At 69.4% G+C, this 19019-nt stretch carries 25 protein-coding genes; 12 read left to right on the top strand and 13 right to left on the bottom strand.

Going from position 1 to position 19019, the window contains the following annotated elements; translation table 11 throughout:
• Positions 1 to 349 precede the first annotated feature (349 nt).
• Positions 350 to 547, top strand: coding sequence for a hypothetical protein (locus tag ACFMRZ_RS01295; RefSeq protein ID WP_280276518.1), 198 nt, complete (start codon positions 350 to 352; stop codon positions 545 to 547).
• A gap of 116 nt (positions 548 to 663) precedes the next feature.
• Positions 664 to 945, top strand: coding sequence for a hypothetical protein (locus ACFMRZ_RS01290; RefSeq protein ID WP_280361971.1), 282 nt, complete (start codon positions 664 to 666; stop codon positions 943 to 945).
• A 12-nt stretch (positions 946 to 957) separates the two neighbouring features.
• Here ACFMRZ_RS01290 and ACFMRZ_RS01285 read toward each other — a convergent pair whose 3' ends face one another.
• Both ACFMRZ_RS01285 and ACFMRZ_RS01280 read right to left on the bottom strand, forming a co-directional pair.
• Positions 958 to 1857, bottom strand: coding sequence for a class I SAM-dependent methyltransferase (locus tag ACFMRZ_RS01285; protein ID WP_400177531.1), 900 nt, complete (start codon positions 1855 to 1857; stop codon positions 958 to 960).
• Between the two features lie 144 nt (positions 1858 to 2001).
• A complete protein-coding gene (locus ACFMRZ_RS01280) occupies positions 2002 to 3174 on the bottom strand; it encodes a DUF418 domain-containing protein (RefSeq protein WP_400177530.1) in 1173 nt (390 codons plus the stop codon).
• Positions 3175 to 3274: 100 nt separating this feature from the next.
• On the opposite strand from ACFMRZ_RS01280, the gene ACFMRZ_RS01275 reads away from it, so the two are divergent.
• Positions 3275 to 4108, top strand: coding sequence for a TetR/AcrR family transcriptional regulator (locus ACFMRZ_RS01275; protein WP_400177529.1), 834 nt, complete (start codon positions 3275 to 3277; stop codon positions 4106 to 4108).
• Here the strand turns inward: ACFMRZ_RS01275 and ACFMRZ_RS01270 are convergent.
• On the bottom strand, positions 4045 to 4335 hold the full coding sequence (locus ACFMRZ_RS01270; protein ID WP_280276523.1) for a hypothetical protein: 291 nt from the start codon (positions 4333 to 4335) through the stop codon (positions 4045 to 4047). The genes ACFMRZ_RS01275 and ACFMRZ_RS01270 overlap by 64 nt on opposite strands.
• A gap of 61 nt (positions 4336 to 4396) precedes the next feature.
• A complete protein-coding gene (locus tag ACFMRZ_RS01265; protein ID WP_400177528.1) occupies positions 4397 to 4807 on the bottom strand; it encodes a MarR family winged helix-turn-helix transcriptional regulator in 411 nt (136 codons plus the stop codon).
• Positions 4808 to 4896: 89 nt separating this feature from the next.
• Here ACFMRZ_RS01265 and ACFMRZ_RS01260 point away from each other — a divergent pair, with 89 nt between their 5' ends.
• Positions 4897 to 5622: an SDR family oxidoreductase gene (locus ACFMRZ_RS01260; protein ID WP_400177527.1), complete on the top strand. Its 726-nt coding sequence runs from the start codon at positions 4897 to 4899 to the stop codon at positions 5620 to 5622.
• 65 nt (positions 5623 to 5687) lie between these two features.
• Positions 5688 to 6044 carry a hypothetical protein gene (locus tag ACFMRZ_RS01255; RefSeq protein WP_400177526.1) on the top strand — a complete coding sequence of 119 codons (357 nt, stop codon included), beginning with the start codon at positions 5688 to 5690 and terminating at the stop codon, positions 6042 to 6044.
• Positions 6045 to 6098: 54 nt separating this feature from the next.
• Here ACFMRZ_RS01255 and ACFMRZ_RS01250 read toward each other — a convergent pair whose 3' ends face one another.
• Both ACFMRZ_RS01250 and ACFMRZ_RS01245 read right to left on the bottom strand, forming a co-directional pair.
• Complete coding sequence (locus ACFMRZ_RS01250) at positions 6099 to 7523, bottom strand: amino acid permease (protein WP_400177525.1); 1425 nt, start codon at positions 7521 to 7523, stop codon at positions 6099 to 6101.
• Positions 7524 to 7578: 55 nt separating this feature from the next.
• Entirely contained in the window at positions 7579 to 8052 is a 474-nt protein-coding gene (locus ACFMRZ_RS01245; RefSeq protein ID WP_280276528.1) for a DNA starvation/stationary phase protection protein, read from the bottom strand.
• 131 nt (positions 8053 to 8183) lie between these two features.
• On the opposite strand from ACFMRZ_RS01245, the gene ACFMRZ_RS01240 reads away from it, so the two are divergent.
• Positions 8184 to 9560: an MFS transporter gene (locus ACFMRZ_RS01240; RefSeq protein WP_400177524.1), complete on the top strand. Its 1377-nt coding sequence runs from the start codon at positions 8184 to 8186 to the stop codon at positions 9558 to 9560.
• Positions 9550 to 9993, top strand: a complete 444-nt coding sequence (locus ACFMRZ_RS01235; protein ID WP_400177523.1) for a MarR family transcriptional regulator — start codon at positions 9550 to 9552, stop codon at positions 9991 to 9993. Before ACFMRZ_RS01240 ends, ACFMRZ_RS01235 begins: the two co-directional genes overlap by 11 nt.
• Positions 9994 to 10046: 53 nt before the next feature.
• Here the strand turns inward: ACFMRZ_RS01235 and ACFMRZ_RS01230 are convergent, their stop codons facing one another.
• Positions 10047 to 10562 (bottom strand): gluconokinase, encoded by a 516-nt coding sequence (locus tag ACFMRZ_RS01230; RefSeq protein ID WP_400177522.1) that lies wholly within the window; start codon positions 10560 to 10562, stop codon positions 10047 to 10049.
• Positions 10563 to 10617: 55 nt separating this feature from the next.
• On the opposite strand from ACFMRZ_RS01230, the gene ACFMRZ_RS01225 reads away from it, so the two are divergent.
• On the top strand, positions 10618 to 11103 hold the full coding sequence (locus tag ACFMRZ_RS01225; RefSeq protein WP_280276532.1) for a universal stress protein: 486 nt from the start codon (positions 10618 to 10620) through the stop codon (positions 11101 to 11103).
• Between the two features lie 127 nt (positions 11104 to 11230).
• Complete coding sequence (locus ACFMRZ_RS01220; RefSeq protein ID WP_400177521.1) at positions 11231 to 12529, top strand: DoxX family membrane protein; 1299 nt, start codon at positions 11231 to 11233, stop codon at positions 12527 to 12529.
• Between the two features lie 63 nt (positions 12530 to 12592).
• On the opposite strand, the gene ACFMRZ_RS01215 is transcribed toward ACFMRZ_RS01220, so the two are convergent.
• The 4 genes from ACFMRZ_RS01215 to ACFMRZ_RS01200 form a co-directional block, all read right to left on the bottom strand.
• Complete coding sequence (locus ACFMRZ_RS01215) at positions 12593 to 12880, bottom strand: hypothetical protein (RefSeq protein WP_400177520.1); 288 nt, start codon at positions 12878 to 12880, stop codon at positions 12593 to 12595.
• Positions 12881 to 12923: 43 nt separating this feature from the next.
• Complete coding sequence (locus tag ACFMRZ_RS01210) at positions 12924 to 13811, bottom strand: helix-turn-helix domain-containing protein (RefSeq protein WP_400177519.1); 888 nt, start codon at positions 13809 to 13811, stop codon at positions 12924 to 12926.
• Positions 13812 to 13955: 144 nt separating this feature from the next.
• Positions 13956 to 14435 carry a nitroreductase family deazaflavin-dependent oxidoreductase gene (locus ACFMRZ_RS01205; RefSeq protein WP_400177518.1) on the bottom strand — a complete coding sequence of 160 codons (480 nt, stop codon included), beginning with the start codon at positions 14433 to 14435 and terminating at the stop codon, positions 13956 to 13958.
• 45 nt (positions 14436 to 14480) lie between these two features.
• Positions 14481 to 14672 (bottom strand): hypothetical protein, encoded by a 192-nt coding sequence (locus ACFMRZ_RS01200; RefSeq protein WP_187683612.1) that lies wholly within the window; start codon positions 14670 to 14672, stop codon positions 14481 to 14483.
• Positions 14673 to 14819: 147 nt separating this feature from the next.
• Between ACFMRZ_RS01200 and ACFMRZ_RS01195 the strand changes: the two genes are divergently transcribed.
• Positions 14820 to 15236, top strand: coding sequence for a hypothetical protein (locus ACFMRZ_RS01195; protein ID WP_280276537.1), 417 nt, complete (start codon positions 14820 to 14822; stop codon positions 15234 to 15236).
• A 24-nt stretch (positions 15237 to 15260) separates the two neighbouring features.
• The gene (locus tag ACFMRZ_RS01190) at positions 15261 to 15416 is read left to right on the top strand and encodes a DUF6131 family protein (protein WP_400177517.1); all 156 of its coding nucleotides are present in this window, start codon (positions 15261 to 15263) and stop codon (positions 15414 to 15416) included.
• Here ACFMRZ_RS01190 and ACFMRZ_RS01185 read toward each other — a convergent pair.
• Positions 15410 to 16246 (bottom strand): alpha/beta fold hydrolase, encoded by an 837-nt coding sequence (locus ACFMRZ_RS01185; RefSeq protein WP_400177516.1) that lies wholly within the window; start codon positions 16244 to 16246, stop codon positions 15410 to 15412. The genes ACFMRZ_RS01190 and ACFMRZ_RS01185 overlap by 7 nt on opposite strands.
• Before the next feature lie 70 nt (positions 16247 to 16316).
• On the opposite strand from ACFMRZ_RS01185, the gene ACFMRZ_RS01180 reads away from it, so the two are divergent.
• Positions 16317 to 16916 carry a TetR/AcrR family transcriptional regulator gene (locus tag ACFMRZ_RS01180; RefSeq protein WP_400177515.1) on the top strand — a complete coding sequence of 200 codons (600 nt, stop codon included), beginning with the start codon at positions 16317 to 16319 and terminating at the stop codon, positions 16914 to 16916.
• Here the strand turns inward: ACFMRZ_RS01180 and ACFMRZ_RS01175 are convergent.
• Positions 16903 to 18969 carry a neutral/alkaline ceramidase gene (locus ACFMRZ_RS01175; RefSeq protein ID WP_400177514.1) on the bottom strand — a complete coding sequence of 689 codons (2067 nt, stop codon included), beginning with the start codon at positions 18967 to 18969 and terminating at the stop codon, positions 16903 to 16905. The genes ACFMRZ_RS01180 and ACFMRZ_RS01175 overlap by 14 nt on opposite strands.
• Positions 18970 to 19019: the final 50 nt, after the last annotated feature.

The following is a 19019-nucleotide window of genomic DNA, read 5'->3' as shown; positions in this document are numbered from 1 at the left end:
TTGCGACGGACCCGAACAGCAAGAGCGGCAAGGACTTTGATCTTGACCCGTCGACCGGTGCGGATATGCGGTGAACTGCGGAAATCATTGTTCCGACCGGTCGGTTATGGCCGAAATCGATCACCGGGAATGCGCTCGCGCGACCAGTGGCCCGTGGTATGCGGACCGGGGACGAAAGGCCCTCGACACAGAGATCCGACTGTGCAGATGTACTTGCATCTGTCTGTCGCAGCCGCATAGACTTCCTCTCGACGAGGATGGCCCGGACCGCGCCGGATCGTATGGGAGCCCCGCGCCAGCATCGCCAGCGTCGCCAGTTCTACCCTCCGCGAACGGCCGAAGGCATCCCATGACTCACACGTTGCAGCATTCCGCTACCCGGAGTTCCGCCGCGGGCGCCGATCTCTCCGACGACTGCGCCGACGAACCCCACAACCTCACCTATCGCCGCGCCCGCACGATTCTGCGCGCACACGATCGCCATGTCGGGTGCCGGCAGTGGGTCGCGGCGGCGGCATACCTCTCCGCCGGCCTGGACGACGAGTAGCGTCAAGGCTGCTGAACGTCAATTCCGCGCGCGGGCAACGCTTCCGTGCGGATTCCGGCCCAGGCCGGGTATCTACCATGGAGTAGAGGACTGTAGTCGCGCGGAACGAGTTCATCATGATCGTCCATGCCGCACACGAATTCATCCTGGCGCAGGTAACCAACCCGACGCCGGAGACTCCGCCGGCCGCCGACAAGATCTTGAAGCTGGTCCGGTACTTCACCTGGTTCGTGCTGCTGTCTGGAACCACGGCGATCATTTATGCCGGTGGCAGATTCGCCTGGGAGAAATGGAACGGCGGCGCGCTGCAATCGCCGAAGATGGTGGCCGGCGCCTTGATCGGCGGTGTGCTGGCCACCAGCGCCGGCACCATCATGAACACGGTCATCGGGACGTGACCGACTGCGCGGTCAGGACCGTACGGCGGTGACCAGGCTGACCAGAGTCGACACCAGCCCGTCGGCCGGCCGCAGACCGGGCGCCGGACGTCCGTTGGCGCGCAGGTAATCCGGGACGTCGACGCGCTCGGCGGTCCAGCCGCGCGCACCGAACCAACCGGCCGCCTCGCTGCGCTGCTCGTTGTAGATCAGCCGGATCCACTCGTTGCGGCCCTGCTCGGTCTCGTCGGAGTGCTCGGTGAACGCGGCGGCGGCCGACTCGGACAGCGGGTCCATCTGCTCGACGGCGACCCGGCTGCCGGGCGCGCTGAGCGAATGAATGGTGTCGAACAGCTGTTCCGTCGCATCGGCGGGCAAATAGACGAGCAGTCCCTCGACCAGCCAGGCGGTGGGCGCCGAGGGGTCGAACCCGTTGGCGCGCAGCGCCTGTGGCCAATCGTCGCGCAGGTCCACCGCGACCTCGCGGCGCTCGGCCCGCGGTTCGTCGCCGTTACCCGCGAGCACCTCGCGCTTGAAGTCCAGCACGGGCGGCCGGTCCAGTTCGTACACCACGGTGCCGTCGGGCCAGGGCAACCGGTAGGCGCGGGCGTCCAGACCCGCGGCCACGATCACGACCTGCCGGATACCCGCCGCGCCGGCCGTACGGGAGTAGTCGTCGAAATATTTGGTGCGGGCGGCCTGGAATTCCTGGAAATCCTTGCCGAACTCGGTCTCGGTGAGCGGGTGTCCGGGCACGTCGCCGTCGAGCAGCGCCGACCACTCGGCACCCGCGGCACGCAGGAAGTCCTCGGCGAAGGGATCCTCCGCCAAGGCTCCCGGCTCGTCACCCGCCAGGGCGCGCGCGGCGGCCACGAACAGCGCCGTCGAACCGACACCGGTCTTGATGTCCCACGTATCTCCCTCGGTACGCATGGTCGACAACCTACCCGGCGACGGCCCCGCCGGCATCCGGACGCCACACTCCACCACTGACAAGGCCCTCCAATACCGCTACACCACAGCCCCTTTCGCCCCGCACCAGGCCATATGCCGTGCGGCAATGGGTTTCCGGCCGACTCACGCCCTCACTGGAGCGGTGTCCCGGCGCGCGAACGGACGGCCGAGGGTGATGCGGCGCAGGATCCACTCGGCGGGGCCGTAGCGGAAACGGCGGAGCCACAGGGCGCTCAGGGCCAGTTGGGCGCAGAAGACCGTGACGGCGATCGCGACCAGGCCCGCCGGGGAGACCGAACCCGCTGCGCCCAAGCCGATTCCGGTGAACAACAGCAGGCCGACGACGGATTGGGCCAGGTAGTTGGTCAGGGCGATGCGGCCCGCCGGTGCCAGTGCGCCGCGCAGCCAGGCGGTCCGGGGGTGATGCATCAGCCGCAGTAGCGTCGCCACGTACGCCGCGGACAGCAGGGGCGCGCTGGCGATGCCCGCCGCTGCCGCAAGGGTATTCGACGGACCGCCGCCCCAGGCGTAGACCAGTCCACCGGCCAGGCCGAGCGGGAAACCGACCCACTGCATCCGGCGCAGCATCGTCTCGTCGCCGCGGACGCGCGCCAGTAGTCCGCGCCGACCGGCGACCATGCCGAGCAGAAACATCGCCAGCGCGGTCGGGCCCTGCAACGAGAGTGCCTGCACCACCAGCAGACTCAGGCCTGACAGATGCTGACCGAGGATGTCGCCCCAGCCGCCCAGCATCGCCGTGGTCTGCTCGGCGGCGGTGGCCCGGGCCTGTTCGGCGGCCGGGAAGAACGACGCGCTGTCGACGAACAGACCGGCGGCGATGGTGGACACCAGCACGACGGCATAGATCCAGCCCGCTGTCCGCAGCGCCGTCCGGTCCCGAATACCCCGCAGCCACAACAGGAACAGGCAGGCCACGGCGTAGGTGGTGAGGATGTCGCCGCCGTAGAGGAACACGGTGTGCAGCACCCCGAACACGAACAGACCGGCGATGCGACGCAGCATGCGCGGCACGAAGGCCGCCTCGGCCCGTTCGGCGGCGTCCATCTGCAGGGTGAAGCTGTAGCCGAACAGGAACGAGAACAGCAGGTAGAACTTCATGCTCACCAGCGCTTCGAGTCCCATCCGCACGGCGTCGTCCAGCACGCCGGAGTAGGCCGGATCGGTGACGAGATTGCCGGGATAGGCCGAGGCCATGAACGTGATATTGACGAGGAAGATGCCGAGCAGCGCGAATCCGCGCAGCGCGTCGACATCGTGAATGCGCTGGTGGGGCATGTTTTCCCTCCCCGGCGACCACAGTCGCGAGAGTTAATATCCAATAGATACTTTCCGGTGGATACTATCTCGAGGACACGATCGGTGCCAGGATGGATTCATGCCAGGAGGTGAAGAACCGAGCGAGTCCGACGCCGCGGCCGTCCCCGCCGAGCTGGCGCGGCTGTGGCGATTGCCCGTTCCGCACCGGCAGGGCCGTCCGCCCACGCTGGATGTGGAGACCGTCGTCGCGGCCGCGATCGAGCTGGCCGATCGGCAGGGGCTCGCCGCGGTGACGCTCGAAAAGGTCGCGCGGGCACTGGGTTTCACCAAGATGGCGCTCTACCGCCACGTCGGCTCGAAGGATCGACTACTGGAGCTGATGGCGGACCGGGCCGTCGGCGCGCCCCCGGACATCCATCATCCGCCCCGGCACTGGCGGGCCGCGCTCACCGAGTGCGCGCTCGCCCTGCGCGAATGCTATGCCCGGCGCGGCTGGCTGCTGCACGTGCCGCTCAGCGGACCGCCGCGCGGCCCCCACTCGATCGGCTGGGTCGACGTACAGTTGCGCGCGCTGCGCGGCACGACACTGGCCGAGGTCACCAAGCTGGCGCTGCTGATGCCGCTGGACGGCTATGTCCGCCAGGCCTGCCTCCAGGAGCAGCAGATGCGCGCCGGACGCGGCGAACGCGACCAGGCCGCGGTCGAATTCGAGTACGGCGCCACACTCGCCCGGCTGGTCGACGCGGACCGCTACCCGTACGCCGCGAAACTATTTGCCGCAGCGCCGTTTCCGGAACCCGCCGCGCCGGGCCGGGACATCGCCGCCGAGGACTTCCGCTTCGGCCTGGATGTCGTCCTCGACGGTATCGCGGCGGCGCTGGCCCGCGTTCAGGACGAGGGCGGCATGATCGGCGGGGCGAACACGTCCTCGAGCGGGGTCGGCCCGGTATAGCGCCGGCACGTGCAAGTGGCCCACTCGCGCATGCCGTAGCCGTTCTTGCGGAAGGTCTCGGCGTGGCAGGTGCCGGACTCGCGGTCGTGCATGGCCAGGTCGTGACCGCAACCGCAGAGCACGGAATGCTTGCGCTCCGCCCGGGTCCGCCGCCCGCCGAGACGACCACAGGCCCAGCCGACACCGACCAGACCGGCGCCCACGATGAGACTGAGGGGATCGAACATCGTCGTAGTATACGTATACATATAGCCCCGTATCGACCGGAACCGTGACTCGACCGGGGAATCACCCACCCAACAGGTCGGCCAAGGGGGCGAACCGGTTCGGATCCGCGGCGACCAGCGCGGGGAAGCGCTCCGCGATCGCCGCCGACAATGCCTTTCGCACCTCGCCGCGCAGCTCGGTCCCGGCCGGGGTGAGCACGATCCGGGTGATTCGACGGTCCTGCGCGTCGGGTTCGCGCGCCAGCAGACCGCGCCGCTGCAAACGGTCGACCACGCCGGTGACGTTGGTCTTGTCGCAGCCCAGCAGCGTCGCCAGCTCGCCGAACGACGGATGATGCCGGTCCAGCAGGCAGAGCACCTGCGTTTGCTGGCTGGTGAGTTCGAACCGCCGCGCGATCTCGGCGTACAGCGCCGCGGTCTCGCGATGCAGTGTCATCACCGCCGTCATCAGATCGGTTCTCGCACTGCTCACGCCGGTCAGTGTAGTACATCGACAGTTGACATCATCGACCAATTGGTCGAGCATCTCGACTATCCATGATCTCTTATTACGGAGGGTGTATGACAGTCGCACTGGTGACCGGGGGCTCGCGTGGCATCGGCCGGGCCATTTCCCGGCGACTCGCCGCGGACGGCGCGGACGTCGTGATCAACTATCGCGAGAATGCCGCGGCCGCGGCCGAAGTGGTGAGCGAGGTGCGCGCCGCGGGCGGCCGGGCGGTGGCCGCGCCGGGCGACGCGGCCGACCCCGAGCAGCTCCGACAGCTGTTCGACACCGCGGAGCAGCACTTCGGCGGGCTGGACGTCCTGGTCGCCAATGCCGGTATCGCGCGGTTCGCACCGCTCGCGGACGCGCCCGACGCGGACTTCGATCTGCTGTTCACCGTCAACACCCGCGGCACGTTCCTGGCGATGCGCGAGGCGGCCCGCCGACTCCGCGACGGGGGCCGGGTGGTCGTGATCTCGAGTGGCACCACGGTCACCGCGCGGCCCGGCGCCGCGCTCTACTCGGCGAGCAAGGCGGCGACCGAACAGCTGGTCCGCATCGCCGCCGTCGAACTCGGCGAGCGCGGCATCACCGTCAACAGTGTCCTGCCCGGCGCCACCCGCACCGACGCCCTGCTCGCCAACGTCGACGACGACCGGCTCGCGCAACTGGCCGCGCAGACGCCGCTGCGGCGGATCGGCGAACCCGCCGACATCGCCGCCGTGGTCGGCTTCCTCGCCTCCCCCGACGGCGCCTGGATCACCGGCCAGCAACTGCGCGCGGGCGGCGGATCGTTCTGACGACACAGACCCGAGGGGTACGGGTGGATTCAGCGGGTAGTCGCTGCGTGAGGAGGTGGTTCCGGATGGTCGACGATGTCGAGAAGCGGTGGCACGACCCTGGGATGTACCGCCGGGCCGCCGGATATGTGGCGACCGTCCTGGTCGTGACGGCGCTGGTCTGCGTGGCCGTCGTGCAGTGGGCCGCGCGCCGCGAACCGTGCGCCGACGCGGACACGGCCTTCTGCGATACCACCGCGCGCGGAACCATAATCGCCGCACCCGGCATCGTGCTGGTGCTCGGGACGCTCGGCGCGTTCGTGCAGACCTACCGGGTGTGGAAACGACACCGGGCCTGGCCGATCTGGCAGGGCGCCGGGTGGTTCCTGATGACGGTGACACTCGTCTTCCTGGGCATCGGCGCGAGCACGATCGGCCGTTGATCCGGTGCCCACCGGTAGCGACGGGCCGCACTGGCGCGGACCCGTCGCACCGAGTCAGGCCGACGCGACGGTTTCGCGGCGGCGCACCAGGCGATTCACGAGCGGGTATCCGGCGCACACCAGGACCGCCCACACCAGACCGACGACCAGCGCCGTGCGCCCGCTGTCGGTGAAGAAAAGCAGCACCACCACGAGCCCCAGGAACGCCATGGCCAGCACGCTGGTCACGGGGGCGCCGGGCAGCCGGTAGTCGCTGGCCGGGAGTTCCCCGCGGCGGACCTTGGCGCGATAGAGCAGGTGACAGACCAGGATCATGCCCCACACGAAGATGATGCCCATGGTGCTGACCGAGGTGATGTAGTTGAACGCCTTGTCCGGCGAGATCACGTTCACGACCACGCCGATCACCATCATCGCGGCCGACACCACGATCCCCGCGTACGGCACCTGGCGGCGGCTCAACCCCGACAGCGCGGTCGGCGCCTCCTCGCGCAGCGACAGGCTGCGCAGCATGCGGCCGGTGGAGTAGATCCCCGAATTGCACGAGGACAACGCGGCCGTCAGCAGCACGAAGTTGATCAGGCCCGCGGCGCCGGGAATGCCGATCTGCGCGAACACCTCGACGAACGGACTACGGCCGCTGTGGAATTCGGTCCAGCTCACCACCGACATGATGATGATCAGCGCCCCGACGTAGAACAGGCCGATGCGCAGCGGCAGCGTATTGATCGCCTTGCGCAGCGTGCGCCGCGGATCCGCGGCCTCGCCCGCGGTCACGCCCACCAATTCCACGCCGACATAGGCGAACACCACGATCTGCAATGCCAGCATGGCCTGATCGACGCCGTTCGGGAAGACACCGCCCGCCGACCAGAGATTGGTCACCGTGGAATGGTCGGTATGCCCGAAGCCGAAGACGAGTACGCCGATGCCGATCAGGATCATGCCCACGATGGCGGTCACCTTGATCGCGGAAAACCAGAACTCGCCCTCACCGAAAAGCTTTACCGAGATCAAGTTCGCCGCGAACAGCACACCGAGCACGACCAGCGCGGTCACCCATTCCGGGATCGCGAACCAATACTTCACGTATTTACCGGCAACGGTAATTTCGGCCATGCAGGTCGCCACCCACACGGCCCAATAGGTCCAGCCGGTCACGAAACCGGCGAAGCGGCCCAGGAATTCGTTGGCGTACTCGGCGAAGCTGCCCGAGACCGGGCGGTAGGTCAGCAATTCGCCGAGGGCGCGCATGATCACGAAGATCGCCAGACCGGCGGCGAGATAGCACAGGATCAGTGCCGGCCCCGCCTGTTCGATAGCGCCGCCCGCGCCGTAGAACAGACCGGTGCCGATCGCGCCGCCGATGGCGATCATCTGGATGGTGCGCGGATTCAGTCCGCGCTTGTAGCCTTCTTCGTCACTCGCGGTCGCGAGCGGTGGCGCGCCGGGCGCCGCCGAAGTGCGGTCGGTCGTCATGGTCGGCACGCTACCGCGCTCCCGCGCGACGCGCGCGGCCGAGCCGCGAAGCGCCTCAGCCCTGCTGGGCCTCCCACATCCAGTGCAGCTGCTCGAGCCGCGCGGTGATCTCGATGAACAGATCCTGGGTGACCGGATCGGCCTTCTCGGTCGCCTCGATGCGGCCGCGCATCCGCTGTACCACGGCGGCGAGGTTCCCGATGACGGCGTCGGTGACATCGACGTCGCGCTGCCAACCGCCTGGGAATCCCTTCGCGCCGGAGGAGTCGGCGACGGTGCGGGCCCGGCCGTCCGGGCTCACGCCGATCGCGGTGGCTCGCTCGGCGGCCTTGTCGGTGAAGTCGCGGGCGTCGTCGACCAGTTCGTCGAGCGCCAGGTGCACGGTGCGGAAACGCTCCCCGATCACGTTCCAGTGCGCCTGTTTCGCGATCAGTGTCAGATCGATCAGGTCGACGACGGCGCCGTTGAGCGCCTCGCCGGCGATGCGCTGCTGTTCGGGGTCGAGGGTCGTGGTGATGGGTTGTGCCACGGGATGACTCCTTCCTCTGTGGGCCACTTGTGACCGCCTTACCCGCCCGGCGCGAGATCAACCGGTCGCGGTGAGCCAGGCCACAGCCCGGACGGGTTGCCGAAGAATAATTGTGAATACACAATCATTGTGTGCCTACAACTATCGAGGGACTGACCGCGCGCCGGAAGACGATCGTCCTGGTCACGTGCTGCCTGAGCCTGCTGATCTCGTCCATGGACGCGACGATCGTCAACGTCGCGATCCCCACCATCCGCACCGATATGGACGCGCCGCTGTCTCGGCTGCAATGGATCGTCGACGTCTACACGCTCACCCTCGCCAGCCTGCTCATGCTGTCCGGGGCCGCCGCCGACCGCTTCGGCCGCAAGCGCGTGTTCCGCCTCGGCCTGGTCACCTTCGCCGTGGGATCGCTGCTGTGCAGCCTGGCGCCGAGCATCGAGATCCTGATCGGGGCCCGGTTCGTGCAGGCCCTCGGCGGTTCGATGCTGAACCCGGTGGCGATGTCCATCATCACGACGGTGTTCACCGGCCGCGTCGAGCGGGCGCGGGCGGTGGGTGTCTGGGGTGCGGTGGTCGGCATCTCGACCGCGCTCGGCCCGATGGTCGGCGGTGGGCTGATCGACGCGCTCGGGTGGCAGTCGGTGTTCTGGATCAACCTACCCATCTGCGCGGTCGCGCTGATACTCACGACCATCTTCGTGCCGGAGTCGAAGTCGAAGACGGTGCGCGGCATCGACGGAATCGGCCAGGCGCTGGCGATCGTGGTGATGTTCACGCTCGTGTTCGGGCTCATCGAGCGGCAACCGCTGGTGTTCGTGGTCAGCGCGATCGCGTTGGCGGCGTTCGTCTTCCACGAGTCGCGACACCCGTCGCCGTTCATCGATCTGCGTTTCTTCCGCAGTGTCCCGTTCTCCTCGGCGACCGTGACCGCGGTGTGCGCGTTCGCCGGGCTGGGCGCGTTCCTGTTCAGCGCCTCGCTGTATCTGCAAGGGACACGGCACTTCTCGGCCGTGCACACCGGTCTGCTGTACCTGCCGATGGCACTCGGCGTGCTGATCTGTTCCCCGCTGTCCGGGCGGCTGGTCGGCCGGTACGGGACCCGCCCGTCGCTGCTCGTGGCCGGGACGTTCATGGCGCTGGCCGCCGTGCTGCTCACGACCCTGCACGCCGATACCGCGATCTGGCAGCTGATCATCATGTTCGCCGTCTTCGGCATCGGCTTCGGCCTGGTGAACGCGCCCATCACGACCGCCGCGGTGAGCGGGATGCCCAACGATCGCGCGGGCGCCGCCGCGGCGGTGGCGTCCACCAGCCGGCAGGTCGGGGTCAGCATCGGTGTGGCATTGTGTGGCCTGTTGACCGGCGCGAGCCTGTGGTGGGTGGTGGCCGCGCTGGCCGCGAGCATCATCGGCTTGGGCGTGGCGGCCAACACCCGGTGGGCGGAGCGCTCCCGCGACCGGGTCGCACCGTTGCTCGAGGAGAAGGTCCCCGCCAGTGTCCGATGAAGTCCACACCGCACCACCGGAACCCGCGCCCACCCCGGACGAGGTCTGGCGGTTGCTCACCCACCTGGTCACGGACACTCGCGATCAGTGGAAGCGGGCGGTCGTGGAGCGAACGGGCATGCCGTTCAGCCGGATTCGGATTCTGCGCCGTCTGCGGCAGGGCCCGATGACGCTCAAGGACCTGGCCCGCGCGGCGACCATGGACGCCCCCGCGACCACCGTCACCATCAACGACCTCGAGGAACGCGGCCTGGTGATGCGCCAGACCGACCCGGCCGACCGGCGCTCGAAGCTGGTGTCCGCCACCGAATCCGGCCTGGCGGTCCTCGCCGACGCCCTCGCGACCCCGGACCCCGCACCGGATTCTCTGGCCGCCCTGTCCCCCGACGACCTGCGCACACTGCGCGATCTCCTGCGCCGCCTGGAGCACTGACCGATCGGCGAGAAGGTCAGCGGCGCACCGCATTCGGTCGTTACCGCCGGTTGTCAACCTCGCCGGGTGCGCAATGCCGACCGCGCTCGCTCGACCACCTGATCGACATCGCCTTCGGCATCGATCCGGACGCCCGGCTCGTCGGGGGCCAACGGTTGCAGGGTCGACAGTTGCGAGTCCAGCAGCTGTACCCGCATGAAATGGTTGCTGCGCGTGGTCAATCGGCGTACCAGTACCGCGCGTGGGACGTCCAATTCGATGAAGCGCAGGGCGGGAACCTTGGCGCGCAAGCGATCTCGGTAGACGCGTTTGAGGGCAGAGCAACTGAGCACCCCGCCGGGTTGCCCGGCCCGGTCCGCCAGCCACGCGGCGACCGCGTCGAGCCAGGGCCATCGATCGGCGTCGTCGAGCGGCACGCCGGAGGCCATCTTCGCCACATTCGCGGGCGGGTGGAAGTCGTCGCCGTCGGCGTACTCGGCCCCGAGCGCCGCGGCCAGCCGCTCCCCCACCGTCGACTTGCCCGCGCCGGAAACGCCCATCACGGCGATCGGCCCCCACGGTTCGGTCATGGCCGGGACCCTAGTCGCCGGGATCGCCCGGGACGCCTGAACTACGCTCGGAAGCGTGGCGGAGGAGACTACACCGGAGTGGGCGCCGAGCGCGTCGTCCGGCTTCGAACTGGGCACCGACGGGCCCAAGGTGATCCTCGTCGGGATCGACGGATCGGACGCGTCCTGGCGGGCCGCCGCCTACGCCGCGGGGCTCGCCCGCCGCCAGAACGCGCTGCTGGCAATGATTTACGTGCAGCCGTGGATGGCGATGGCGGGCGCCTACGGCGCCGATGTGCAAGCGGTGACCGCGGAGATGGCCGAGGATCTGGCCCGCGAGATCCAGCAGCACGCCGAGCGCGTGCGCGACGTCTACGCCGTCCGGTGGAAATTCCTCACCCGGCGCGGCGACCCGTATACCGGGCTGGCCGAGGCCGCCGACGAACTCAAGGCCGACGCGGTCGTGGTCGGGGCCTCGGAGAAAACGGGGCACCGGCTCATCGGGTCGGTCGCGGTGCGGCTGGTCAAGGCCGGGCGGTGGCCCGTCACGGTGGTGCCCTGACCCGCGTGGCGAAGCCGGACCGACCGGTCCGATGGTTACGATCCTCGTCGTGGATCCGGTCGACCGAGTTTGACCCACCCCACCGCGGGAATCGCCGGAACAGCCGTCGAGGGAAAGGGTTTTCTTCATGATCATCCGCCGTCTTGCCCGACCGCTGCTGGCTGCCAACTTCGTCGTCGATGGCATCGACACGCTGAGGCATCCGGAGCCGCGCGCGAAGGCCGCCGCGTCTCTGGTGACGCGTGGCCAGCAGAGCCTGTCGCCGCAACTGGCCGAAAAGCTGCCGAGCGAGCCGGGCCAGATCGTGCGTGTCAACGCCGCCGCCCAGGTGGGCGCCGGTGTGCTGCTGGCGATGGGGCGGCTGCCCCGGCTGTCGGCACTGGTTTTGGCGTGCACGGTGGTGCCCGCCACCGTCACCGAACAGGACTTCTGGAACGAACCCGATCCGGAGCGCCGAGCCACCAAGCGAGTCGCCTTCCTGAAGGATCTCGGCCTGCTGGGCGGGCTGATCATCGCGTCCGCCGACACGGCGGGCAAACCGTCGCTGGGCTGGCGTGGCCGGCGGGCCGCTCGCCAGGCCGCCGCCGCGCTGCCGTTCGTCGGCCCCACTTCGGGAGAGGCGCTGCGCGATCGCCTGCAGCAGCAGGCGGTGCACGGCCGCGAGCTGGCGCATACGGCCGCCGACAAGAGCGCGGAGTGGGCCGAGGTCGCGCAGTCGCGCGGCGCGGTACTGGCCGAAGTCGCCCGCCAGCGCGGCGCAGAATTGGCCGTTCCGGCGAAGGAACACGGCGCCGAGTGGGCCGAACGCGCCAAGCACCGCGGCGCGGAACTCGCCGAGGTCGCCAAGCATCGCGGCGCCGAACTCGCCGAAGTCGCCAAACAACGCGGCAGCGCTCTCGCCGACACTGCCGAAGACCGCGGCACGGACTGGGCCGAACGCGCCAAGCATCGCGGCGCCGAACTCGCCGAACTCGCCGAAGTCGCGAAACAGCGGGGCAGCGCTCTCGCCGACACTGCCGAAGACCGCGGCACGGACTGGGCCGGACGCGCGAAGCATCGGGGCGCTGAACTGGCCGAGGTTGCCAAGCAACGCGGCAGCGCGTTGGTCGATACCGCCGAGGAGCGCGGTAGTGAATGGGCCGAACGCGGTAAGCGGCGCGGGGCGGCCGCGGCGGAGACCGCGCAGCACCGGGGTAGCCGAGTAGCGGAGCGGGCCAAGCATCGCGGGGCCGACCTCGAGGACCGCACGCGCAAGCGCGGGAAGAAGCTGGCGCGGACGACGCGCGAGCGCGGGGCCGAAGTGACCGCCGCCGCCCGGCTGCGGGCCGCGCTGGCCGCCGCCGAAGCCGCCGAGCTGGCGGATCGGGCCAAGGACCGCGGCGCCGAGGTGGCCGGGTCGGGCCGGACCAGGTTCGGCCGCGGATAGTTCCGTCCGGTTCCGCATCCCGTCCTGTCGGCGGGGTGCGGTGCCGGTCAGCGGCGCGTCCGGCTAGTACTCCTGCGCCAGATCCGCGTCGTAGCTTCGGAATTCGGCCGCCTCGCCGCGCACTCGGCGCATCTCTAGATCGTCGAACAGGCCGATCCGCCGCACTGTCACCTCCGCGATGCCGAGGTTCAGGGCCTCGGCGGCCGCGACCTCCTTACGGACGGCGAGTTCGCGGTAGCCGGGATCGTCTCTCGGCAACCGTCCCAGCATCGTTCGCAGCTCCGACAGTTCCGCCAGGGCTCGGGTGCGCTGCCGCACCATCCGCCGATCCGGATCGTCCACCGTGCTCACCCGCTCCTAGGACGTGATTCTCGAGCACTCGCGCAAGGCCGCCTCAGAGCCGGGCGGCGGCCTCCAGCAACAACATTCGCGTTTTCTCCGGCGTCGCGGCCTGCACGCTCAGCGTGTCCATGACCTGCCGGTACAGCTCCAGATCGCGCGGCCGGTCCAGATACAGTGCGCTGGTGAGCTGTTCGAGATAGACGACATCGGGGAGTTCGGGCTCGGCGAAGCGCAGCATCGTGAACGAGCTGCCCGCGGCCGCGTGCCCGCCGACGGCGTAGGGCAGCACCTGAATGGTCACATTGTTCCGGGTCGACATCTCCGCGAGGTGCTCGAGCTGGCCGCGCAGCACCTCGGGCCCGCCGATCGCGCGGTGCAGCACCGCCTCGTCCAGCACCGCCCACAAGGTCGGGCCGCACGGGCGATCCAACACCTCCTGGCGGCGGCTGCGCAACTCCACGCGGCGCGGCGCGTCCTCCTGTGCGTCGCCCAGGGCGATCACGGCGCGGGTGTAATCCTCGGTCTGGAGTAGGCCCGGAACCAGCTGTCCCTCGAAGGTCCGGATGGCGTGCGCGGCGTGTTCGAGCCCGAGATAGGTCTCGAACCAGGGCGGCAGCAGATCACCGAAGCGCTGCCACCAGCCGGGCTCGTTGGCCTTGCGGACCACGCCGAGGAAGGCCGCCCGCTCCGCGGCATCGCCGACGCCGTACAGCGTCAACAGATCTCGGACGTCGCGTTCCTTGAAACCGGTGCGGCCCAGTTCCAGACGGCTGATCTTGGCGTGTGAGCCGCGGATGTGCTCCCCGGCCGCCTCGCGGGTGATGCCGCGCTCCTCGCGTAGTCTGCGTAGTTGCCCGCCGACTGCAATCCGTAGCGCGGTGGGCCCGCGCTCGACTACGCCCGAATCCACACGGCCGATGCGCGCGGGTTCCGAAATCATGGGATCGACTCCGATGCTCGGCGGCTATAGGAGGCGGTGCGAGGCCGGTCCGACGCTCCGGCCCGCCACGCCAAGCGGTAATCATACCCCCGCCGCGGCACGGATCGATGGGTTCGCGCATCCCGCGTCGGCGAAGGTTGCCGATCAGATGCGGGACAGCTGGTAGATACGGAAGACGCGCGCGCCGGCCAGCCGCTGTTCCATGGTGTAGCCGGGCCAGTAGGCGACCGCGCGCCGCCAGGCACTGTCGCGTTCCGGTCCGGCGAGGCGGCGCACCCGGACCTTGAAACGCTCGCCGCCACTGTGTATTTCGGCATGGTCGGCGGCATCGAGATTGGCCGACCAGGCGGGATGCCCCGGCCGCCCCCAATTGGAACCGACCAGTAGGAGGTTGCCCGGGCCGTCGGGCACGTAGAGCAGCGACACCGTGCGCGGCAACCCGGTCTTGCGTCCGGTTACGGTCAACTCCACGGACGGCAGGCCGGCGAGATCGAGGACACCACGGCGGCCCCGGCTGAGTCGGCGCACCAGCCGCTCCAGGCGCATGACGACCGGGGCGGCGCGCATGACCGATGGGCGACGCGCGATGGCGCGCCCCACGGCGGGCAGTGGATTCCTCGGCACCTGCTCACCGTAATCGACGGCGGTTTCCGTGCGGTGGCCCACCTGTTACCGGGCGGCTATGCCGGAATCGCGGATCACTCCGAGCATCTCGCTGTAGCTGAGACTCGAAGTGACGGTGAGCGTTTCGGATCCGGGATCGGTGTCGACGTGGCTGACGGTGTCCAGGCCGCGCAGGGTGCGCTCGGCGACCTCGGCGTCGGAGCCGAACTCGGGCAGTTCGAAAGTGTAGGTGCTCATGGATTTCTCCCGACATCGAATGTGGTTGTGTTCCCGGCGTATCCGCGACTACGCGACCCAAACTCCGTGCTCGCCGGTCATTCACCGTTTGATCCGCGCCGCGCCGGGAATTGCGAGCCCATACCATCCGACAACCTTGGGATTGCCATGATTGTTCTCATCGGATTGATCGTGTTGATCGCCGCGGTCGCGGTCGGCGTCGCGGCGGTGTCCGCCAATCTGGGCGGCGCGCACCCGCTGTCCACCGACTTCACGGTCTTCGACCAGCATTTCACCGGCTCACAGGGCGAACTGTTCGCCGCCGGCGCCGCGGTCGGCGCGGTCGGCATGCTCGGGCTCACGCTGGTGCTGGCCGGCGCGCTGACCACCGCGCGCCGCAATGCCGCCGTGCGCCGCGAGTTGCGTCGCTCTCGTCGTGAAATTGCTTCTGCCCGAAGCGATTCGGCGACACCACCGGAGGGCGCTCCGGCGCGGCAGCGACCGGCGTGGTCCTGGAACCGCTTCCTGCGCCGCCCCGGCACGCAATCGAAGACCTCCACCCGACAGGCGCAGCCGCAGAGCTGACGCCGTAGCCGAAACGGAATCACCATGATCATCGCCGGAATACTGCTCGTCATCGCCGGGTATCTGCTCGGCTTCCCCATCCTCGTCACCATCGGCGTCATCCTCGCCGTGGCCGGGCTCGTCCTGGTGCTGCTCGGCGGCGCCGGTCGCCCGGTGGGTGGACGCCGCCACTATTACTGAGTAGCGACGAGAAACTCCGCCATCGCCTTGGCGACGGCCGCCGGCTGGTCGAGCATCGACAATACGTACGCGTCGTCGATCTCGACCAGCCGTCCGCGGGGCAGCAGTTCGGCGAGCCGGGCGCCGTGTGCGCGTGGCATCACCTTCCCCGCCGACGACCACAGCACCAGGGTCTCGCCCGGAAAGTCGCGCAGCGCTTCGGTATTCGCGATCAGCTCGCGCTCGTCCGGCATCGACCGGCCGTACTTGCGGACGTCCCGGCCGATCCGCCGGTCCCGCAGACCGGGCTCGGTCCACCCGCGCACCAGTTCGTCCGAAATCGGCTGGCGGGCCATCCAGCCGAACAACAGCGGCGAACGCCGCAACCGGCCGATCCGCAACTGCCGCAGGGCGATCGGCAAAGCACCGGGAACCCGCAGCGCGACCACCGCCATCTTCCCCGGCAGGCCCGGCGGGAAGTTCCCGAACGCCTCGCACGGCAAGACGATCAGCCGCGACACGCGCTCGTCGAGCCCGTAGGCGGTGAGGAACAGACCGCCGCCCCAATCGGTGTGCACCAGCGTGACGTCCCGGAGGTCCAGCGCCGTAAGGAAATCCGCGATCAGGACGTTGAGCCCGCGCATGGACAGATCGGCGTCGGCGCGCATCGGCTCGGGATGCGAGCCCAGCGGCAGATCCGGGCGGATATAGCGGAATCCGGTGGGCAGCAGGCCCAGTACGGCGTCCCAGACCGTGTGGTTCATCAGCAGCCCGTGCAGCAGCACCACCGGCGGCCCCTCGCCGTGCTCGAGATAGTGCACGCGGCCCGCGGGAACCTCGATGACAGGCATACGGTCGATTCCTTCCGCTAGAACAGTCACTCTAGAGCGTGTGTTCTAGTGTGGTGGTATGGGCGAGCAGATGTCAACCAGCACCCGGGCGCGCATCCTCACCGCGGCGACCGAACTGATGCGGCGCCAGGGCTACGGATCGACCAGCGTCAAACAGCTCACCGCGGCGGCCCGCGCGCCGATCGGGTCGCTGTATCACCACTTCCCCGAGGGCAAGCAGCAGATCGCCGCCGAGGCGCTGCGTACCAGCGGCGCGGCCTACATCCAGTTGCTGCCGCTACTCATGGACCCGCACGAGGATCTGCGGGTGGCGGTGCCCGCGGCGTTCGCCGCGGCGGCGGCCGACATGGCGGCGTCCGGCTGGATGAATATGTGCCCGGTCGGCACGGTCGCCGGCGAGGTCGCCGACAGCGAACCGGAACTGCGCGCGGTGGCCGCCGAGGTGATCGAGTCCTGGCTCGCGCAGGGCACCGAGTATTTCGTGCGGCGCGGGCTGGCGCCGGAGTCCGCGCGCGAGTTCACCTTCGCGATGCTGAGCGCCCTGGAAGGCGCGTTCGTTCTCGGCCGCACGCTGCGGTCGGCCGAACCGCTGCACGCCGCCGGGCAGACGATGGCCGCGCACCTGACACGGCTCCTGGATTCCAGTCCGGATGCGGTCAGGCGACCGTGAATTCCGCTGTGGTGCCGGTGAATCGCGCCAGCGCTCCGCCGCCGTCGCGGCTGTCGCCGAAATACCGGATGCGGTAGCGTCCCAGCTCCGCCGCCTCCGGGACGGTCCACCGGATCGCGATCACGGAGGCGGCGGGCTGGCCGTCCGGGCGGGACCATTCCAGCTCGGTACACCAGTCGTTATCGTCGTACGCGCGCACCCAGTCCGCGCCCGTGGCGCGCTGGACCTCGAAATACGTTCCGCCGGTATGGAAGTCGTTGTTCGGGTGGGCGCCCGCGAACTCCACCGAAACCGTATGCCCCGCATGATATTCCGGCTCCGGCTGGACCAGCACGTCACCGAAGCCATGACCTGCTGCGGGCACGTCCGGCGCCACCGCCGCAAGCAGGTTGGGCTGTGCGCCCGAGGACCAGTCCAGCGGAGCCGGGCCGCGGCCGGGGTCGATCCGGGCGGCCAGCGCGCGGGCCAGCCGGTCGAATTCCTGCATGTAGGCCGGGAGCGTCCAGCGGCCGTAGAGCGTCTCGCCGCCCTCGTACTGCTGCGAGACATACTCCTCGGGCGTGGTCACGTAGCCGCTGTACCCGTTGGCGTAGCCCTGTAGCAGCACGTTGTCCACCGGCGCCGCCAGGGCGCGGGCGACCACCTGCCGGATCCGCAGCCCCGACACCACCGTGTACTCCGCCGGGCCGGACGCCAGCACCAGATCGCCGATTCGCATGATCTGGATCGGCACCACCTGGGGCACCCACGGGCGCGGCGGCAGCACGCCGAGCGGTGCCACGATCAGCTTGGGCGCCTGCGCGTCTCGCATCCACTGCTCGATCGGGGCGTCGATGCCGCCGAGCGCGGCGACCATCGGGTTGGTGTCGCCTTCGCTCAGGAACGCCAGCTGCGTCTTCCAGTTGTCCTCGGAACTGGTGGCCGCCGCCGCGGCGCCCATCATCGCCGGGGCGGTGCGGGCCGGCTTACCGTCGGGCGTGTAGACCCCGTCGATCGCGACGTCGGCCATGTCCACATAGCGCAGCACCGCGTCCACGCCACCGGTGGTCATCGGCCGTGCCGAGGCGAAAGCCGCACGGCCCGAAAGGTATTGGCGCTCCCCGATCAGCGCGCAGTTGGCGCGGTTGTCGTCGGTGGGGCCGCTGGGGCGCCACGGCGTGAGGTTCAGGTTCGGGGTCATGTCCCCCGCGTTGGTCTGCGCGAACGCGGCAACGAAGGCGGGTGCGCCGTCGAGGTGCCGCACGCCCATCTCATCGTGTTCCCAGCGGTAGCTGGCGTAGCCCTTGTTGTCGACGGAGATCAGCGTGTTCTTGTCGGTGAGCGAGGTGCCGTGGGTGGCGAACCAGGTGATCGCGCCGACGTCCTTGCCGCCCTGCCGCAATCGCAGCACCGTGACCCGCGGATCGATGCCGCCCGGGAACTCGGCCTTGTCCGCGGCGGGGTTGAGTTCGAACGCCTCGCGCGAGCGGTTGGCGCTGGCGTCGTGCAGTTCGCCGTGACCGAGCAGCACGGTGCCGGGCGCCAGCCGCTCGTGCGCGGCCACGATCGCCGCGACGATCCCGGCCACCTCCGCCTCGTGCGAGTTCTGCTGAAAGCCGTAGGCGGCAAGGGAATACGCGTACTCCCGCGCGGTGCCGCCGCACGAGTTGTGGTTGTGGGTGGCGTTGAGGTTGACGTTGCGCTCGGTGTAGAGCCCGCCGAAGCGCTCGGCGAGCCGCCGCAGCACCGCCAGGTGCACGGACTGGAACAGGCAGGCGACATCGGCGTTGACGAACACCACCCGGTCGCCGGTGGCACGATCGACGATGACGTAGGCCCGCGCCCAGCAGCGCGTGAGCAGCCCGGTGGCGACCTGGTCGAGTTCGGAGTAACCCATCATGCCCTGCCCGGCGACCGCGCCGGTGACATCGGCCAGACCGCACCCGACCAGATAGTCCTCGCCGTCCGCGGAGCGGCGGAGCGGTTGCGCCGCAGCGGGATTCGCACTCCCGACACCGGCCGCGACCGCCGCGGCCGTGCCGCCCGCCAGCATCGTTCGCCGGGAAACCGCCACCGTGGCTCCTTGGTTCCGTGGGTGTTCTGTTCGGCGAAGCGTACTGGACG

This window comes from Nocardia sp. N2S4-5, from assembly GCF_044628355.1.
Taxonomy (GTDB): Bacteria; Actinomycetota; Actinomycetes; order Mycobacteriales; family Mycobacteriaceae; genus Nocardia; species Nocardia wallacei_B.
This window is presented reverse-complemented; position numbering and strand designations above follow the sequence as displayed.

Bases quoted from the DNA above. Each gene is read 5' to 3' on its own strand.
- ACFMRZ_RS01295 (WP_280276518.1), top strand. From the start codon at position 350: ATGACTCACACGTTGCAGCATTCCGCTACCCGGAGTTCCGCCGCGGGC.
- ACFMRZ_RS01290 (WP_280361971.1), top strand. From the start codon at position 664: ATGATCGTCCATGCCGCACACGAATTCATCCTGGCGCAGGTAACCAAC.
- ACFMRZ_RS01285 (WP_400177531.1), bottom strand. From the start codon at position 1,857: ATGCGTACCGAGGGAGATACGTGGGACATCAAGACCGGTGTCGGTTCG.
- ACFMRZ_RS01280 (WP_400177530.1), bottom strand. From the start codon at position 3,174: ATGCCCCACCAGCGCATTCACGATGTCGACGCGCTGCGCGGATTCGCG.
- ACFMRZ_RS01275 (WP_400177529.1), top strand. From the start codon at position 3,275: ATGCCAGGAGGTGAAGAACCGAGCGAGTCCGACGCCGCGGCCGTCCCC.
- ACFMRZ_RS01270 (WP_280276523.1), bottom strand. From the start codon at position 4,335: ATGTTCGATCCCCTCAGTCTCATCGTGGGCGCCGGTCTGGTCGGTGTC.
- ACFMRZ_RS01260 (WP_400177527.1), top strand. From the start codon at position 4,897: ATGACAGTCGCACTGGTGACCGGGGGCTCGCGTGGCATCGGCCGGGCC.
- ACFMRZ_RS01255 (WP_400177526.1), top strand. From the start codon at position 5,688: ATGGTCGACGATGTCGAGAAGCGGTGGCACGACCCTGGGATGTACCGC.
- ACFMRZ_RS01250 (WP_400177525.1), bottom strand. From the start codon at position 7,523: ATGACGACCGACCGCACTTCGGCGGCGCCCGGCGCGCCACCGCTCGCG.
- ACFMRZ_RS01230 (WP_400177522.1), bottom strand. From the start codon at position 10,562: ATGACCGAACCGTGGGGGCCGATCGCCGTGATGGGCGTTTCCGGCGCG.
- ACFMRZ_RS01220 (WP_400177521.1), top strand. From the start codon at position 11,231: ATGATCATCCGCCGTCTTGCCCGACCGCTGCTGGCTGCCAACTTCGTC.
- ACFMRZ_RS01210 (WP_400177519.1), bottom strand. From the start codon at position 13,811: ATGATTTCGGAACCCGCGCGCATCGGCCGTGTGGATTCGGGCGTAGTC.
- ACFMRZ_RS01200 (WP_187683612.1), bottom strand. From the start codon at position 14,672: ATGAGCACCTACACTTTCGAACTGCCCGAGTTCGGCTCCGACGCCGAG.
- ACFMRZ_RS01195 (WP_280276537.1), top strand. From the start codon at position 14,820: ATGATTGTTCTCATCGGATTGATCGTGTTGATCGCCGCGGTCGCGGTC.
- ACFMRZ_RS01190 (WP_400177517.1), top strand. From the start codon at position 15,261: ATGATCATCGCCGGAATACTGCTCGTCATCGCCGGGTATCTGCTCGGC.
- ACFMRZ_RS01185 (WP_400177516.1), bottom strand. From the start codon at position 16,246: ATGCCTGTCATCGAGGTTCCCGCGGGCCGCGTGCACTATCTCGAGCAC.
- ACFMRZ_RS01180 (WP_400177515.1), top strand. From the start codon at position 16,317: ATGTCAACCAGCACCCGGGCGCGCATCCTCACCGCGGCGACCGAACTG.